The sequence below is a fragment of the Terriglobus roseus genome (genome assembly GCF_900105625.1).
Taxonomy (GTDB): Bacteria; Acidobacteriota; Terriglobia; order Terriglobales; family Acidobacteriaceae; genus Terriglobus; species Terriglobus roseus_B.
In genome coordinates, this window is sequence record NZ_FNSD01000001.1 from 2,453,191 (window position 1) to 2,467,264 (window position 14,074).

The 14,074-nt window shown below is 63.1% G+C and carries 16 protein-coding genes; all 16 read right to left on the reverse strand.

What is annotated here, in order from left to right; genetic code table 11:
* Positions 1 to 2 precede the first annotated feature (2 nt).
* The 16 genes from purK to BLW03_RS10220 all read right to left on the reverse strand — a co-directional run bounded on the left by purK (position 3) and on the right by BLW03_RS10220 (position 14,067).
* Positions 3 to 1,199, reverse strand: a complete 1,197-nt coding sequence (gene purK / locus BLW03_RS10145) for a 5-(carboxyamino)imidazole ribonucleotide synthase (protein WP_083350451.1) — start codon at positions 1,197 to 1,199, stop codon at positions 3 to 5.
* Entirely contained in the window at positions 1,196 to 1,702 is a 507-nt protein-coding gene (gene purE, locus BLW03_RS10150; protein WP_074653794.1) for a 5-(carboxyamino)imidazole ribonucleotide mutase, read from the reverse strand. The genes purK and purE overlap by 4 nt, the downstream gene beginning before the upstream one ends.
* 48 nt (positions 1,703 to 1,750) lie before the next feature.
* Positions 1,751 to 2,008, reverse strand: coding sequence for a hypothetical protein (locus BLW03_RS10155; RefSeq protein ID WP_074653796.1), 258 nt, complete (start codon positions 2,006 to 2,008; stop codon positions 1,751 to 1,753).
* A gap of 275 nt (positions 2,009 to 2,283) precedes the next feature.
* The gene (locus BLW03_RS10160; RefSeq protein WP_074653798.1) at positions 2,284 to 2,499 is read right to left on the reverse strand and encodes a hypothetical protein; all 216 of its coding nucleotides are present in this window, start codon (positions 2,497 to 2,499) and stop codon (positions 2,284 to 2,286) included.
* Between the two features lie 26 nt (positions 2,500 to 2,525).
* Positions 2,526 to 4,628 carry a hypothetical protein gene (locus tag BLW03_RS10165; RefSeq protein ID WP_074653799.1) on the reverse strand — a complete coding sequence of 701 codons (2,103 nt, stop codon included), beginning with the start codon at positions 4,626 to 4,628 and terminating at the stop codon, positions 2,526 to 2,528.
* Positions 4,629 to 4,636: 8 nt separating this feature from the next.
* Positions 4,637 to 5,602, reverse strand: a complete 966-nt coding sequence (locus BLW03_RS10170) for a hypothetical protein (RefSeq protein WP_083350452.1) — start codon at positions 5,600 to 5,602, stop codon at positions 4,637 to 4,639.
* Positions 5,599 to 6,090, reverse strand: a complete 492-nt coding sequence (locus BLW03_RS10175) for a hypothetical protein (protein ID WP_074653801.1) — start codon at positions 6,088 to 6,090, stop codon at positions 5,599 to 5,601. The genes BLW03_RS10170 and BLW03_RS10175 overlap by 4 nt, the downstream gene beginning before the upstream one ends.
* Positions 6,091 to 6,092: 2 nt before the next feature.
* A complete protein-coding gene (locus tag BLW03_RS10180) occupies positions 6,093 to 6,494 on the reverse strand; it encodes a hypothetical protein (protein ID WP_074653802.1) in 402 nt (133 codons plus the stop codon).
* A 1-nt stretch (position 6,495) separates the two neighbouring features.
* Positions 6,496 to 7,104: a hypothetical protein gene (locus BLW03_RS10185; protein WP_074653803.1), complete on the reverse strand. Its 609-nt coding sequence runs from the start codon at positions 7,102 to 7,104 to the stop codon at positions 6,496 to 6,498.
* Positions 7,105 to 7,255: 151 nt separating this feature from the next.
* Complete coding sequence (locus BLW03_RS10190) at positions 7,256 to 8,227, reverse strand: hypothetical protein (RefSeq protein WP_074653805.1); 972 nt, start codon at positions 8,225 to 8,227, stop codon at positions 7,256 to 7,258.
* 196 nt (positions 8,228 to 8,423) lie between these two features.
* A complete protein-coding gene (locus BLW03_RS10195) occupies positions 8,424 to 8,741 on the reverse strand; it encodes a hypothetical protein (protein ID WP_074653806.1) in 318 nt (105 codons plus the stop codon).
* Positions 8,738 to 9,292, reverse strand: coding sequence for a hypothetical protein (locus BLW03_RS10200; RefSeq protein ID WP_244502035.1), 555 nt, complete (start codon positions 9,290 to 9,292; stop codon positions 8,738 to 8,740). The genes BLW03_RS10195 and BLW03_RS10200 overlap by 4 nt, the downstream gene beginning before the upstream one ends.
* Positions 9,282 to 10,529 (reverse strand): phage portal protein, encoded by a 1,248-nt coding sequence (locus BLW03_RS10205; RefSeq protein WP_244502036.1) that lies wholly within the window; start codon positions 10,527 to 10,529, stop codon positions 9,282 to 9,284. The genes BLW03_RS10200 and BLW03_RS10205 overlap by 11 nt, the downstream gene beginning before the upstream one ends.
* 187 nt (positions 10,530 to 10,716) lie before the next feature.
* Positions 10,717 to 11,544 (reverse strand): DUF3037 domain-containing protein, encoded by an 828-nt coding sequence (locus BLW03_RS10210; RefSeq protein WP_074655922.1) that lies wholly within the window; start codon positions 11,542 to 11,544, stop codon positions 10,717 to 10,719.
* A 137-nt stretch (positions 11,545 to 11,681) separates the two neighbouring features.
* Complete coding sequence (locus BLW03_RS10215; protein WP_244502037.1) at positions 11,682 to 12,548, reverse strand: HipA family kinase; 867 nt, start codon at positions 12,546 to 12,548, stop codon at positions 11,682 to 11,684.
* Positions 12,549 to 12,618: 70 nt separating this feature from the next.
* Complete coding sequence (locus tag BLW03_RS10220) at positions 12,619 to 14,067, reverse strand: terminase large subunit (protein ID WP_074653811.1); 1,449 nt, start codon at positions 14,065 to 14,067, stop codon at positions 12,619 to 12,621.
* Between the last annotated feature and the right edge of the window lie 7 nt (positions 14,068 to 14,074).

The window sequence follows — 14,074 nt, forward strand, 5'->3', positions numbered from 1 at the left end:
CGTTACAGCCGCGCCTTCGCGGCCAGCACGCGTTCGCGCGCCTCGTCCGCGGTTGCGCCCACTGCGCTCAGGTGTCCCATCTTGCGGCCCTTGCGCGGCTTCAGCTTCTCATACAGGATCAATTTCACGCCGGGGATGGCAAGCGCCTGGTCGAACGCCGGCTGCTTCTCCGTGCCGTCATCGTTCAACCAGACATCGCCCAGAAGGTTCGCAATCGCCGTGGGCTGCACCATGGAGACATCGCCCAGCGGCAGGTCGCATGCGGCGCGAATCGCCTGTTCGAACTGGCCCGTGGTGCAGGCCCGTTCGCTGCCGTGATAACTATTGTGCGGCCGTGGAGCGAGTTCGTTCACCAGCAACTGGCCATCGGTGGTGATGAACATCTCCACAGCCAGCAGACCTTCCAGTGCAAACGTATCCGCAATCTCGCCGGCGATCTTCTGTGCCTTTCCGGCAAGCTCCACCGGGACGCTGGCAGGGATCACGCTCCAGCTGAGGATCTGATTTTCATGGAAGTTTTCTGCCGGCGGATAGACCTTCACCTCGCCGTTGGGCGCACGCGCCACCATCACACTGATCTCTTTCGCCAGACTCAGGGCGCGCTCCGCCACGCAGTCCGCGGCGCCCACGTCCTGCCACGCCTGGCGGATCGCAGCGTCATCCACGGCATCGCCGCCAAAGCCCAGCTTTGCCTGTCCGCGGCCGTCATACCCACCACGCGCAGACTTCACAAACACGGGACCGTCGAGTGCCTTCACCGCTTCCGCAAGCTGCGCTTCCGAACGCACGGCGCGATACGGCCCCGTCGGAAAGCCGTGCTTGTTGAGCCAGTCCTTCTGTTCCACACGATCCTGAATCACGGCAAGCATCGCCGCACCGGGACGCATGGGCGCCCATCGAGCCGCTTCATCCAGGCTGAGGATGGAGACCTGTTCGATCTCAAGCGTGACCGTTGAGGACTCACGCGCGAGGTTCGCAGCAGCCCAACGATCGTTCCAGCCAGCCTCGATGACCTTGTCTGCGATGTAGCCGGCCGAGCACGCAGGGTCAGGGTCGAGCACATGCACCTTGTAGCCCATGGAACGCGCGGCAATGCCCATCATGCGACCAAGCTGGCCGCCGCCAAAGATGCCGATGGTGCCGCCCGGCAGGACCGGCCCGCTCAGTTTTTCCAGCAGATCTGCAGGTGTTTCACTCACTTCGTCACACTCTCATCATCCAGCGTCTCGGCCAGCACGACCTTCTCGCGCGCCGCACGCCATTGTTCCAGCCTGTCCCCGAGCGCAGGGTCCGTCGTTGCCAGCACTGCAATCGCCAGCAGGGCAGCGTTCACTGCGCCCGCCTCGCCAATCGCAAGTGTGCCTACGGGGATGCCCTTGGGCATTTGCACGATCGACAGCAGAGAATCCATTCCGTTCAAAGACGTGGCATTCACCGGCACGCCGAAGACCGGCACAATCGTCTTCGCAGCCAGCATGCCCGGCAGGTGCGCCGCGCCGCCTGCGCCCGCGATGATGCAGCGCAGTCCGCGTCCACGGGCCTCCGTGGCGTACTGAAACAGCAGATCCGGCGTGCGATGTGCGGAGACCACACGCGCCTCATACGCAACACCGAACTCCTGCAACATGCGCACCGCCGCGCCCATGCAACTGTAGTCGCTCTTCGAACCCATCACTACGCCCACTAGGGGAGACGTCGCCATAAGGTTTCGATTATATCGGCCACTTATGACGACACCCCTCACCTCAACCTACGACTTTGCCCAAAGGCTGGCGTTCAAACACGCCACAACACCGTCGATGATGGTGCTCAGGCCGAGGCTGAAGCCATCCGCATCCACAATCGTCTTGTTCGCAATGGCGTCCGCCATTTTGACCGCAGCGGACACAATCTCCAGCGCGGCCGACTTCTTTTGGTCGCCCGTCTTCGCGCCGTAGATGGATTCAACGCCCTGGATCAGGCTGGGCAGGATGGCAATACCACGCAGAAACAGCTTCAAGAAATTCATTCCTTCTCCTAAATCGTTAGGAGCCGCGCCTGTCGGCGCGGCTCCTTGTTCTTTTTGTCATGCGGTAGAGACAGCGAGGGATACACTTGGCGCCCATGTCGGCGTGCCAGCGGAAGGAAAGCAGATCCCTCCGTTTCACTGCGGAATGCAGACGCGCCGATGCTCCCGGGCAAGGCAGGAATCGTAAGAGCACGGCTAAAGCCGTGCCCTTACGAACCTTCGCGCAAGCGACGATCTCTCTGCACGCCCCGCGTGAAGACTTGCGTGCCCCGCGATCAGCGCCTTACAAAATCCAGCGCTACATGAAACAACGTCAGCAGAACACTAAGTCCGCCGCCGACCCCCTTCAGCCGTTGCACCGTGTGCTCATGCCGTTCCACGCGCTCTTCCAGCAGGTGCAACCGGCCCGGCTGCCCGACACCCAGCAGCGAGTTCATCTGGCTCTTCAGCGCGCCCAGTTCGCTCAATACCTGGGCTTCAAAATCCGTCATACTTCCCTCCTTCGGTGTGGCCACGCCTAGGAGCCGTACGGCAGGCTGGTCAACACCACACTTGATACCGGCGAATACTTCGCCGGCAGATTTCCGTCATACATGCGCACATAGAAGCGCTCTGCAAATGCGGCTCGCGGTACCGAAAAGCTTCGGACGGGGCTCCGCAGTACAAAGTCCGCCGTGTTCGCCGACCCGAAGTTTGCGTCACTGGCCCGTACCTCGAAGCCACCGCCACTCGGGGCGTCCACACCGCTGTCGATCTGCAACGCGGTTCCCGTGGCAATCGTCACCTGCAGGCCCTGCAGACTCGCGGGCAACGAAGACGTGTCGGTGACGGCAATGGGTTGCCGCACATCGTCTGCGAGGCCGTTGCCCACCGTAAATGTCAACGAGTCCGCGTGGCTTTGTCTGAAGGTGGCTGTGTAGTGCAGCAACTCCGGCGCACAGTTTCCATCGACGAGAGTCACGGATTGCACAGGCAACGTCTGCGCACCGTCGCTGCCCTGCAACAGCAGCGTGTCCCCCGGAGACACATCGTCTGCCAAGGCGAGTCCGCGCTGCCACGTTACGCTGCCGCTTACGCCCGTCGCGCTGCCTCCGGCGAGAGCAAGAAGAGCCTTCGCGGCCGCAAGACAATCCGCGGAGCTGCGCGCCGCAGGCTTCAATACCCGCATGCTGGCCTGCGGCAGCCCCGGCAATGCGAGATCACGACGCAGCGCGTCCGCAGCAGCATCCTTGCTCCGCGCGGCCGACCGCTGCGAGCGACGATAGTGCACGGCAAGCAGCTCGCCTGGCTGTGGCACACGGCCCGCATCGAAGGTGAACGTCCCCGTCGATGTCATCGCATAGTCCGCACCGGTCCCAACAGCTCCCTCGCGACGCGTGCTGCGCGAGCCATCGGCCGACGTACTCACCACCCATGACGAGCCGGTCTGCAGCAGGCTGACACTCGCCATACTGCCCATCATCGACGTGCTGTTGACCGGCGCGAAGATGCACTGTGCCGGCGACGTTGCGATCGCACCGTCGTACAGCACCATGGGCAGCACGCTCGAAGCCAGTCCCATATCGACAACTTCGATCACCACCTGCAGCGGCGCGTCGACGGCGCCACCACCAAACTGCTGCAATACGCCGTCCACCAGTGCGCCGTACGTTGCGCGGATGCGTTGCACTTCCGCGCAGTGCAGGCGCACGCGCAAGGTGTAGTTGTGACCATCCGCGAAGCTGAGGCTCGCAGGCTGATCGACACCGTTGATCACGGCCACAAGCGTGTGCGCGCCTGCCGCTCCCTGCACGCGTACACCTGCGACGCAGCTCGCATGCCCGACGGACGTGTCATAGAAGCCCATCAGCAAACCATCGCTGCCCGCGGACAGCATGAGGCCCTTCGCTTCCGCGACCAGCGTACCGCCCATCTCAACAGCCTTCGCAAAGGCAAGGACTGTTGTCCCGTCATAGCCGGTGCCAGAGCCCATGCGCAGACCGCCGCTGCCCAGCGACAGGAAGACGCCCGTGTCCGTTCGAGTCCACACCGCACTGTTCCAGGCACTGTCATCGAACTGATCCTTCACAAGCGTGCCGCTGCCGCCCTCATGAAATGGAGCGTGCGAGAGGTTGAACGCAGTCGTCGTGCCATCGCCACGAAACAGCTCTGTGACATATGCTGCGGCCTCGCCCTCTCCGGTCAGCGTGACATCGGTGGCGAGATCCGCCGTGGACGAGGTCGCCGTGGACTTCAAGACAACATTGTGCAGCGCCATCGTGTGCTGCGTGGCCGTCACAGGTTGTAGCGAATCGTCCGGCGCAGCATGTGTGAGCCAGTTGGATTCGAGCGCATGAAATGTTGGCTGAACCTCTGCCGCAGTCGTCGATGCATCAGATCCAGCCGCACGCGAATCCCCTTGCGTGAAGCCCTGGAAGAGCACGCCGGCCGCAGCATCCAGCACCAGGACGCGCGCTCGTTGAGAGGGCGCTGGCAAACCCGAGCCCACAAGATCAAGACCGGCCGAGCAAGTGGTCCACGCGCCGCGTTGCCGCTTGATCGTCAGTGGCACATCGCGCAGGATCGCCTGCGTGTAGTCCACGCCGCCACTTCCATCATTGTTGTCAATGAAGAGATTCATAGGCCTCCTTAAACCGCACGCATCGGCGCGGGGAGATACGTGCGAAAGCACACGGCAGCATCACCACCATTCGGGTCAGTCACGGGCAACGCACGGAACTTCGCCTGCGGCCGCCAGCGATCTACGCCCGGCGCGAGTTGTGTTGCACTTTCAGCCGAGCTGCCGCCAACCGGCTGCAGCCGTGGATAATGCACCAACAGGCGGTCACCCTGCACCCCCTCGGTCATCAGCAAGGCCGACCACTCCGGGACGAAGCCACCCGCAGCGCGATCCACAAAACCACGCACCAGGTCGACCTTCATCGCGCTCGTGGGCACACCCGCGAGCAACGGTTGAGCCAGCGTGATCGCTCCCCCGGTAACATCCGCAACCAGCCCGACGTTGAAGCTCATACGTCGCGTGTAATGCGGATCAGGCACCTCAGGGGCTGTCTGTACATAGAACCCCGGCGCGCCGCTGCCCAGGTAGCCAGTGCTGCCCATGTAGTCGACATCAACCACCACGACATCCCCCACGCCGATGGCGGCAGACACGCCGACCTGCAACACCGATGCGGTTGACCCGGCAAGGAGCGGGATGGACGGCACGGCAGTGCCACCAGATGGGCTCTCGATTGCACCTGCCGCGGTCTGCAGCAGGTTCATGGTCTGCGCGCCGGAGGAAAGAGCCATGGCGATGCGTGTCCACGAGGGAAACGTCCACTGCACGGTCTCCTGCAGCGTGCTGCGCACCTGGGTCTTTACGGCTGCGGGCGCGCCACTCAGGACGGGCACAAGCCCCTGATCGCTCAGTCGTTCCAGACCGAGGACAGCACCGCCGTCCAGCCAGCCTGCGGGAGGCGCATCGAGAGGGAAGCGCCCCATCGAGGCTGGATCGAACGACATGGGAAATGAGTTCGCGCGATCGACCGGTGCGACGTATAAGCGGGTAGCGCTGGCAAAAAGTGATCCTGCAGCAAATGCGATAGCGCTCACGCTTCCCCCGCTTCCTGCAACGCAAAGAGTGTCACGGTTGCCGTTCTTCGAATGCGATTCGCATCGAGGTTTGCGGCGTTGAACGTCGGCGCAGACCAGAAGATCTGCGTCGCCATCGCAATGGAGGGACTCGCGTCGAAGCGACGCTTCAGGACGTTACCGGGCTGCAGGATCGACCGCAGTTCCGCGTCCATTGCATCCAGCACGCGGCCGCGATCCAAGCCGGAACTCTCCGGTGTGCCGCGCGTCGCATAGCCGATCTCGCAGACGGCAGCGCACAGCCCCCTGGGCTCCGTACTATCGATGGTCGTGATCTTCCACGTGAGCACGAACGCCTCGAGGAGCGCAGCGTCGTCCTGTTCCAGCTCGTTCTCTGCAACAACGATCGCGGGACGCAGCGCACCTCGGACCTGTACGGTTCGCCCGGGATTCAACGCTGCAAGACGATCGCGCAACGTGAGGTAAAACGTATCTTTCGCGTTTTGCATGGTCACACCACCTCCGTTGGCGGCATCTGCAGCACCAGCCGGTAGAGGCAAACCTGGCCCATTGACACTACTGCATGCGTTGCCATGAGCACATACGCCTCATCGCCAAGAAGCACTGTCGCAACGGACCGCATGGCCATCGCAATCGCACCGGCACCCGAAATCCCCAGCAACGTTTCGAGCGCCGCTGCAGGCGCAAGTACTTCAATGCCATTCCCCTTCGGCTGCACTGCAACAGGCGTCAAGATCAGGCGCTGAAACTCCGGGGAACGTAGCCCAAGTTCCTCTCCTGCATCGCCTGCAACCGGCGGCGCCGGCATCCTCAGGATGGCGGTGGAGGCTCCCACGCAGCGCACCATCGCATCCGTTCCCCGGCGAGCCGCTTTTCCAAGATCGCTCAACATGTCAGCCCATCCTCTCGGCCACGTAAGGCGCCAGCAGCCGCTTTACCTCGTCATCCAGCAGAGCTCCACGGAAGTACTCCATGGCCATGCTGTCCAGCGCCTGGCGCTTCACATTCAAAGCGGGCATCGCCTGCGCGTTGCGCACAATCTGCGCGCACGCCACCTTCACCGGGACCGGGATCTCCGCAAAGCCAGCTGTGTAGGTCACTTCTGCTTCGTCAAACGGCACACCCAGCAGATGCGTCGCGAATGCGATGGAACCGGCCGGCGACACATCGAGCGTTGAGACATCCATCGCGATCCACGTGCCCTGCGGTGCGAAGGTCAACGCCTCCCGCATCAGTGGGTTCTCCGAGCCATGACGCCCAAGCCGCACGCGTACCGCGACAAGGGACGGAGCACCCTCGGTCGCCGGCGCCAGAGGTCGATTGCTGAGCTGAATCTCCTGCCGGCGCGACGAGATTCGGAGCCGCTCAACATACTGCGTGACTGCGAGAGTCGGCCGCCGGCAGAAGGCATCGATCATGGCAGACGCCGCTATCATCAGGTCGTCGCCCGTCTCTTCCCCCAACCCGAACCGCATGTATTCCGCTGCGTTCAGATACTGCATCTTCGAACCTCCTTAAACATTTCCATGTCCATCGAAATGAACACGGAACACTTTCGCGTCCATGAAAGTGATCTGCGCGAACAACAAGGGGCAGCCCAATCGGCCGCCCCCTTGTTGCTGCGATACGGGACCAGGTTGTTGCTCTCCGGGACTAGCGGTCGACCAGTACCTGATAATGCGCGTAGCCCGCACCCTTGACCACGAGTCCGCCAAACTTGCAGACAACGTACTGGGAAGCCAGCGAACCGGGCGTTCCCAGCTGGAAGACGCGGGGGTTGGGGTCGGTCAGCCAGTGATACTCGATCATGTCTTCCGTCACGATGTACGCCGGCAGTACCGCATTACCACTGCCCGGCGTGCCGGTGTAGCCCAGCGTCCACTCCGGAATCAGCGGCAGGTCGCCTGCCTGCGTGGAGAGCGTCTTAACGGTCACGCCGCCCTGCACCTCGCGACTGTTCAGCACCACGTTGAACTCCGCCTTCATCTCGCGGTCGATCAGGTCCAGCAGCACCGGGTTGGCGTAGATGGCGGTCGGCCGCACGCCGTAGTTGCTGTTCGCAACCATCTGCGCGATGGCAGACTTCAGGCCGTCCACGATGCTCGCCGTCGAAGCGATCGTCGTGGTGTTGCCGCCTGCAGCGATCTGCGCCGCAGCACCAAAGTATTGCGTGCTTGTGGGCGTGCTCAGGCTGGTGTCCGCACCGTTCCAAAGCGCCACGTCATGCGTGCGCATGACGCCTTCCACCGTGTCTGCAAGGTCCTTCGCCTGCAGATAGGCGAACTGGCTCTGCTGCGCACCAATCTCCATATCAAACAGGTTGTAGTTCAACTGGGCGACCAGCGCCTTCAGCGGCACCGAACGTTCCACACGCGTGGGCGCAACCACCGGCGCCACGATGTTGCGCGGGTCTACAAATCCAGCGGCGGCCGAGGGTGCCGGGATACCCGTCTCCTCAAAGAAGCGCGACGGATGACCCGTGGCCGGCACCTGCTTGATACGCTGACCAAAGACGCCGCGACGGCGAACGATATCGGTGATCTCCGACTGGTACTGCGGCACTTCGATGGCGCCAGGTCCGATGTAATCCGCTGCGGCGTGAATGTCCTTAAATTGTGCGATCATGCTTTCTTTCTCCCTTATTCCAACAAAAAAGGGCGCTGCTGCTAGCCGCGCCCCGTAACGCATTCAACTCATCCAACCGGGTGCCCCGTCCCTGCGCAAAAGCAGATGTGCAGGCTTCGCACAAAGCGAAACCGAACCCCAACCGGGTGCCCCATTCTTTGCGAAGCAAAGGGTGGGCTATCGTGCAGCGCGCGACCTACAACAGGAACCCGGCCCGTATCAAACCACTCTTCACAGCAATCCGCTGCTCCAGGCTCAGGCTGCGCAATGCATCATCCACAGAGCTGCCATGAGCCTCCGCCCCCTTCACAGTCAGGGACGCAGCAACCGTCTTGCGACCAGCGGGTGCTTCCTGCGCCTTCACCGAGCGCAGATCTCCGATGGATGCTTCTATCGCACGAATGCGGCGATCAAGCTCCGCGATCGCCTCCTCTGCTGGCGACGATGCCGTCGCCACGATCACCCCAGGATTATCCAAACCAATCTCCTCTTCCATCTCTGTTGTCCCTTTCATCTCACTGTTTCCACTTCACGCCTTCGTGCCGGCATAGGCCGCATCGCCGGCGCGCGATCTTCGCGTGGCCGCTGCCGACGCGTTGAGCAGGACGCCGCCACTGACCCCGCACGCGCCACACGAAAGCTGGTGTTGCGATACGCTGCCTTGGTACGCAGCAGGATTGCCGCGCCGGTAAAGGTTGCGCGTGTCAGCCGCCATGTGTCGGCACGCATGTTCTCCACATGAGCATCCGCCAACTCGTAGCTCATACCCAGTGCCTCATCGCCGTGCGCATGCATCTCCGCCATCATCTCGGCGAAGTCGCGCGCGAAGAGATAGCCGCTCACATGCACCGCGTTGTCTTCAATGCGAGCCGCCGTGATGATGCCGCACTTCTGCTTCGCGTCATGACCATCCCAGCCTGTCTTGAAATCCACGGCCATGCCCAGCAGGCTGGGCAGTGCGGCCTCCGCCGCATCCCGCGTCAGCACCACGCGATGCCCGCGGGCACCGCTGGGCGCCTTGTCACTCGGCGAATCCACCAGCGTCAAAACCCCCTCAAACGGCACTCGGTTCGGATGGTTGTGCACCGCCGGAAACTCCACTGCCATCGCGTTTAGTTGCACTGCTGCTCCCTTCTCCTAACGTTTTAGGACCTTCGGACGCTGGTTCCAGCCCGCGCATCGCACGGACTTCTGCCACGCTGAGCACACCAGCCTCCAACAGTCGAATCTGCAGGTCGGCTTCCTCTGCGGCATCGCGCGTCAGCAGATCGCTGAAGACGAACTCAAGGTCATCCCAGCCAAGCGCCTTGCCGATGACGTCGCGCGTGATGTGTTCCGCTACCAGTTTCGCGACCGGCACGATGGCGGATTGGAATGCCTGCTCCGCCATCTCGCCTGCGGTGGAGCGATTCACATCGCTCTCAAGACCCAGCAGCATCGGCGGCAGGTCGAACGCATTCGCGACGATGCGCAGCAGGAACTCCTGCCACTGCAGACGCAGGTCCGCATCCGTGCCACCCGCGAAGCGCAGCACCTCCGGCTTGTTCGCCGTCGAAAGGATCGGCACCTGGCCGGTACCTTCGATCTCGTCCTGCCACCAGTGGATCAGCCGCTCATGCTGCTGCGGCGTCGCCTCGTCGAGCCACAGCGCATACTGCACCACACTGTTGCTCGCAAGTTTTCCCGCATAGCGATTCGCCGACAGGAACTGGTTCAGCGTTTCAAACGCAACCTCCAGCCGGCCCAGGCCGAACGGCGTATGGGTGCGTGGATTGAGCCGCACATACATCAGCTCGCGATCCAGCAACGGCACACCAGCCGCAGCGCCGAGCTGCGTCTGCAGGTAACGCGGAGCATCTGCGGCGCCACACCAGGTCGCATCCATCGCAACGGTCGCACCGTCCACCGGCCACAGCCTCACGGGCTGCTGCGAGTCGCCTGTGGTCTCCACCTCCACCGCGCCAAAGCCGCCAACGATAATGTCTTCCAGTACCGGCTCCAGCAGGGTTCGAAAGCTGTCCTGCGGATTTGGCTGCTCCAGCGCGTGCCGCAGCGCTTTCATGCGAGCCGTTAGTTCTACGGTGACCTCGGCATCGCGCTTCGGCCGCACCTGCCAGTCCATGCTGCTGATGCGATCCTTGACCACATTGATGGCGCGCCGCGCCATCGGCATCTCCGCAAAGCGACGAAGATTCTGCGGCGTCGCCTTCGGCATGGCATGCATGCTGCCCGCAGGCCGCCACGGACTCAGCACCGACGGCAACATCGCCGTCTTGCGCGTGTTGTCCGCTGCAGCCGTCATCGATCGGTCACTCCAACCGCGCCACGCACCGCGCATTCGATCCACTACCCTCACACGAACCTCCCTTCCAAAACGAAAAGGCGCAGCCAGAATGGCCACGCCTCGTACAAAATCTCTGATCCGCCATCGAAGGCGGATGCCCCCATTTTCGCGAAGCGAAGGGTGGGACATCGCGCGAAGCGCGACCCTACACCCGCAACTCCCTGCGAGCCGTCTCCGCCACGCCTGGCAACTGCGCCACCGTCAACACCCGCAACCCCTGCTCCTCCATCGTCTCGACGCCGAAGCGGTAACGATCTTCCGCCTCCCCGCTATCACCTGCGACGGTACGCCATGGCTCGACAATCGCGGCCAGGTCCAGCGACGCCTGCTCCACACGTTGCACACCCTCACGCAGGCGATCGGCAGAGTAGGCAAGCACCTTCGCCGCCTCCAGGTCGCCCTCCAGCGACACCGCCTGGAAGATCCGGATCACCCCATTCGGGCGATAGCCGCAGTCCAGCTTCAGCGGATCGCCCGGCCTCGTGTACTGGCTGGCCGGGATGCGCTTGCGCATCAGATCCCACACGCCCGCTCGCTCAAGGGTACTGCGCATCTGCGCGGCGATACCGGCACGACCCGACCTGCGACGCACCACCTTCTCTCGCATCGGCTCGACATACAGTCGCATCAGCAGCTCCATCTCGACGGGCACGCTCTCGGCCAGCGCGCCGCGACTCTCCGTGATCTGCACAGAGGTCGACAGCGACTCCTCCAGCATCTGCATCACCGGCTTCGATCCGGTGCCGCCATCCCGTACCCGCGTGGCAAGCTCGCCCTCCATGGCTTCCAGCAGCGACGTATCCGCGTCGGGATCCATGCAGCGCACGCGTGACCAGTCCCGCGTGAAACGGACGCGGGTCGTATCGACCCGGCCTGCCTCCCGCAGCATCACGCCGATGTTCACGAACTCGTTCTTCACCGCATCCGGCACATAGCGGAGGAGGTGGAACTCGCATTGGATCCGATCCGGCATTGGCTCCCTGGTCGCCCGTTGCTGTCGTTGTTCGGCGTTGCCGTCGTTCTTCGCGTTGCCGTAGTCCATCGCGACCTTGCACGGAGGACAAAAGGAACGATCCACGAGAGTAACGATCAACGAGAACAACGCGAACGTTACATCACAAACTTAGTCGCCAGACTCGCCATCGGGAACGTTGTCGGCACAACCGATCGCACCATCGAGCCCCAATTCGGGAATGGCACGCGGGAAGAGTCGCGAAAGGCCGTAATCAACTCCCGTACGCGACTGCGGCGTTTCAACATCTGCTCCATCAGCTGTTCCAGATCCGATGGATCTCCTCCGTACCACTCCGGTGGCACCGCCTCTGCGATGCTCCACAGCACCTCGGGCCGCATCTCTTCCACACGCGTGATCCATGGCTCGAAGCTCTCCCACCCCGTCACCGCTTCGTAGACAGCATTCAGCGCGTACACGCCACGCATCGGCGAGTCGGGAAAGCGCCACTCGTTCGCATGAAAGCAATATCCCTGATCGATGAAGACCGCGCGATACTTCCTCTCGCGAGGCCCGCGTGCGAACACTGCCTGCCTGCCGTTACTGTTTCCGGTCCACTTGTCCAGGCACAGCATCCCTGCGAACTCCCGCACGTTGCGCAGGTCGGCCACCTTTTCTGCCGGCAGATAATCCACCACCTGCCCGGGCATCAGTCCGCCTACGAACTGCGATCCGAAGGCTAGTCCCTCCGCACACAAGGATCGTTCGCCGCGGCCAATGTCTACCCACATCTCCGGTGAGTTGCGTATAAGCCAGCCGCTTACGTCGATCACATCGCATGCCGGCACCGACAGCCCGACGGCTTCAGACAGGCGCGTTGCGATCAGTTCGTTCGCCAGCACCCGCGATCCCTGCGGGTTGTTGCGCACCTTCACCACCCACAGCTTGCCATCCGCGCCCAGCATCAGGTGGCTCTGCGCACCGCCGCGCATCCTGCGTATCGCCTGCACTGCCTGGACCGCCAAATCGTAATTCCTCCCCGGCAGCATACCAACGGCCGCGCGATTCATCTGCCCTCTGTCCCGCTTCCGGCGCTTACGTCGCGATCAATCCGCGTACGGCGTGCGCGATGGCCATACTCATCACCAGGTCATCATGTGATCCGCGAGCCGCAGCAGCGCGCCCATGCTCATCCGTAACAAAACTGCGGCATTCGCCCAGCAGTCGTTCGCTGCGGAAGAGTTCCGGACGCTGCGACAGCAGCACAGCCATGTCGCTCAGCATGCGCGGCCTGGATGCAACATCAGTCATCCGTCCCGGCAGGCCATCGCGACCCGTGTAGATATTCGCGCCCGTTTCCTGTTCCAGGTATGCCAGCACCGCCGTGCCGTGGTTGTTCCGTTCGACCACCAGCATGGCGCCGTTGTACTCTCGCGCCAGCTCGGCCGCGGCTCTGGCCAGGTCCCGAGGAGACAGCCGAGCCTGCAGCTCCGCACACTGCACTCCCGTCGCAACATCGATCAGCTGCACTGCGCTGAAGTCGCCCTCGCTGCCACCACCCGCCGAGTCCACGCCCGCGAGGTAGCTCCTGCCCGGTACTGCCGGCAACCACACCTGCAGTGACTTGTCGCGCCGCACTTCCAGTGGCCTGGTGACTTCCTTCGTTCGCATCGCCAATACCTCCCGATCAAAAAAGCACGCACCACTTTCGCGGAAGCAGCTCACCGCATCCTCCGCAAATTCCTGGGACCGCATGGCTCCGAATCGCCGTGCCAGCTCCCGGCGGAATCCAAGCTGCTCCGCCGAAAGCCGGTGACGCGCGGCCAATGCGGCCTCCTCCGCGGTGGTCTTCACAACCGGCATACCCACATACGCCGGTTCCCACCACCACGGAAAGAAGTGCCGCACCATGCCGCTCGCCTCCGCCTGCTGCCACTGTTCGTAGAAACATCCGTACGCGCCGTTCGGCGTACTTTCCAGCACCAGTTCGCCGCCGGGCGCCAGCGCCGCACGCAGTCCCGCCAGCGTCTCCGCCGGATCGCCGCCCCAACGTGCCACCTCACTGCAGTGCAGGTTGTGCACCGTCAGACCGCGCCCCGCATTCGGCTCCGCCGCGCTGGCAATGCGGAACTCCGAATCAATCTCAGGAAACGTGAACTGCCCCAGACGTGCCCGGCCCGGCGAGCCGACGCTGTCGCGCAGATCCGTGGGCAGGTTCTCCCACATCCGCGCGACCACCGCAAACAGCGACTCCGCGCTCTCCCGCGTGTGAGCCACCATCAACGTCGTCGTGCCAGGCACCAGCAGCGTACGCAGCAAGAAGCGCGCCGCAACCCACGTGCTGATGCCCATCTGCCGCGCCTTCAGCACGATGTTTTCCGTGCCTCGACGTTCAGCAAACGACTGCTGCGCGCGGTTGGCATGCAACGGCACGAGGCCTCCGCCTTTATCCCTCACCACGATGCACCGTTCCGGCGCCAGGACAGCGCCGATCGGGGTGTCGAGCATCGCGCGCAATTGCGTCCAATCCTCGTTTTTCCCCATGTTCGCT

Bases quoted from the DNA above. Each gene is read 5' to 3' on its own strand.
- BLW03_RS10190 (WP_074653805.1), bottom strand. From the start codon at position 8,227: ATGATCGCACAATTTAAGGACATTCACGCCGCAGCGGATTACATCGGA.
- BLW03_RS10180 (WP_074653802.1), bottom strand. From the start codon at position 6,494: ATGTTGAGCGATCTTGGAAAAGCGGCTCGCCGGGGAACGGATGCGATG.
- BLW03_RS10185 (WP_074653803.1), bottom strand. From the start codon at position 7,104: ATGCAGTATCTGAACGCAGCGGAATACATGCGGTTCGGGTTGGGGGAA.
- BLW03_RS10205 (WP_244502036.1), bottom strand. From the start codon at position 10,529: ATGACGGCTGCAGCGGACAACACGCGCAAGACGGCGATGTTGCCGTCG.
- BLW03_RS10165 (WP_074653799.1), bottom strand. From the start codon at position 4,628: ATGAATCTCTTCATTGACAACAATGATGGAAGTGGCGGCGTGGACTAC.
- BLW03_RS10175 (WP_074653801.1), bottom strand. From the start codon at position 6,090: ATGCAAAACGCGAAAGATACGTTTTACCTCACGTTGCGCGATCGTCTT.
- BLW03_RS10155 (WP_074653796.1), bottom strand. From the start codon at position 2,008: ATGAATTTCTTGAAGCTGTTTCTGCGTGGTATTGCCATCCTGCCCAGC.
- BLW03_RS10220 (WP_074653811.1), bottom strand. From the start codon at position 14,067: ATGGGGAAAAACGAGGATTGGACGCAATTGCGCGCGATGCTCGACACC.
- BLW03_RS10195 (WP_074653806.1), bottom strand. From the start codon at position 8,741: ATGAAAGGGACAACAGAGATGGAAGAGGAGATTGGTTTGGATAATCCT.
- BLW03_RS10160 (WP_074653798.1), bottom strand. From the start codon at position 2,499: ATGACGGATTTTGAAGCCCAGGTATTGAGCGAACTGGGCGCGCTGAAG.
- purE (WP_074653794.1), bottom strand. From the start codon at position 1,702: ATGGCGACGTCTCCCCTAGTGGGCGTAGTGATGGGTTCGAAGAGCGAC.
- BLW03_RS10210 (WP_074655922.1), bottom strand. From the start codon at position 11,544: ATGCCGGATCGGATCCAATGCGAGTTCCACCTCCTCCGCTATGTGCCG.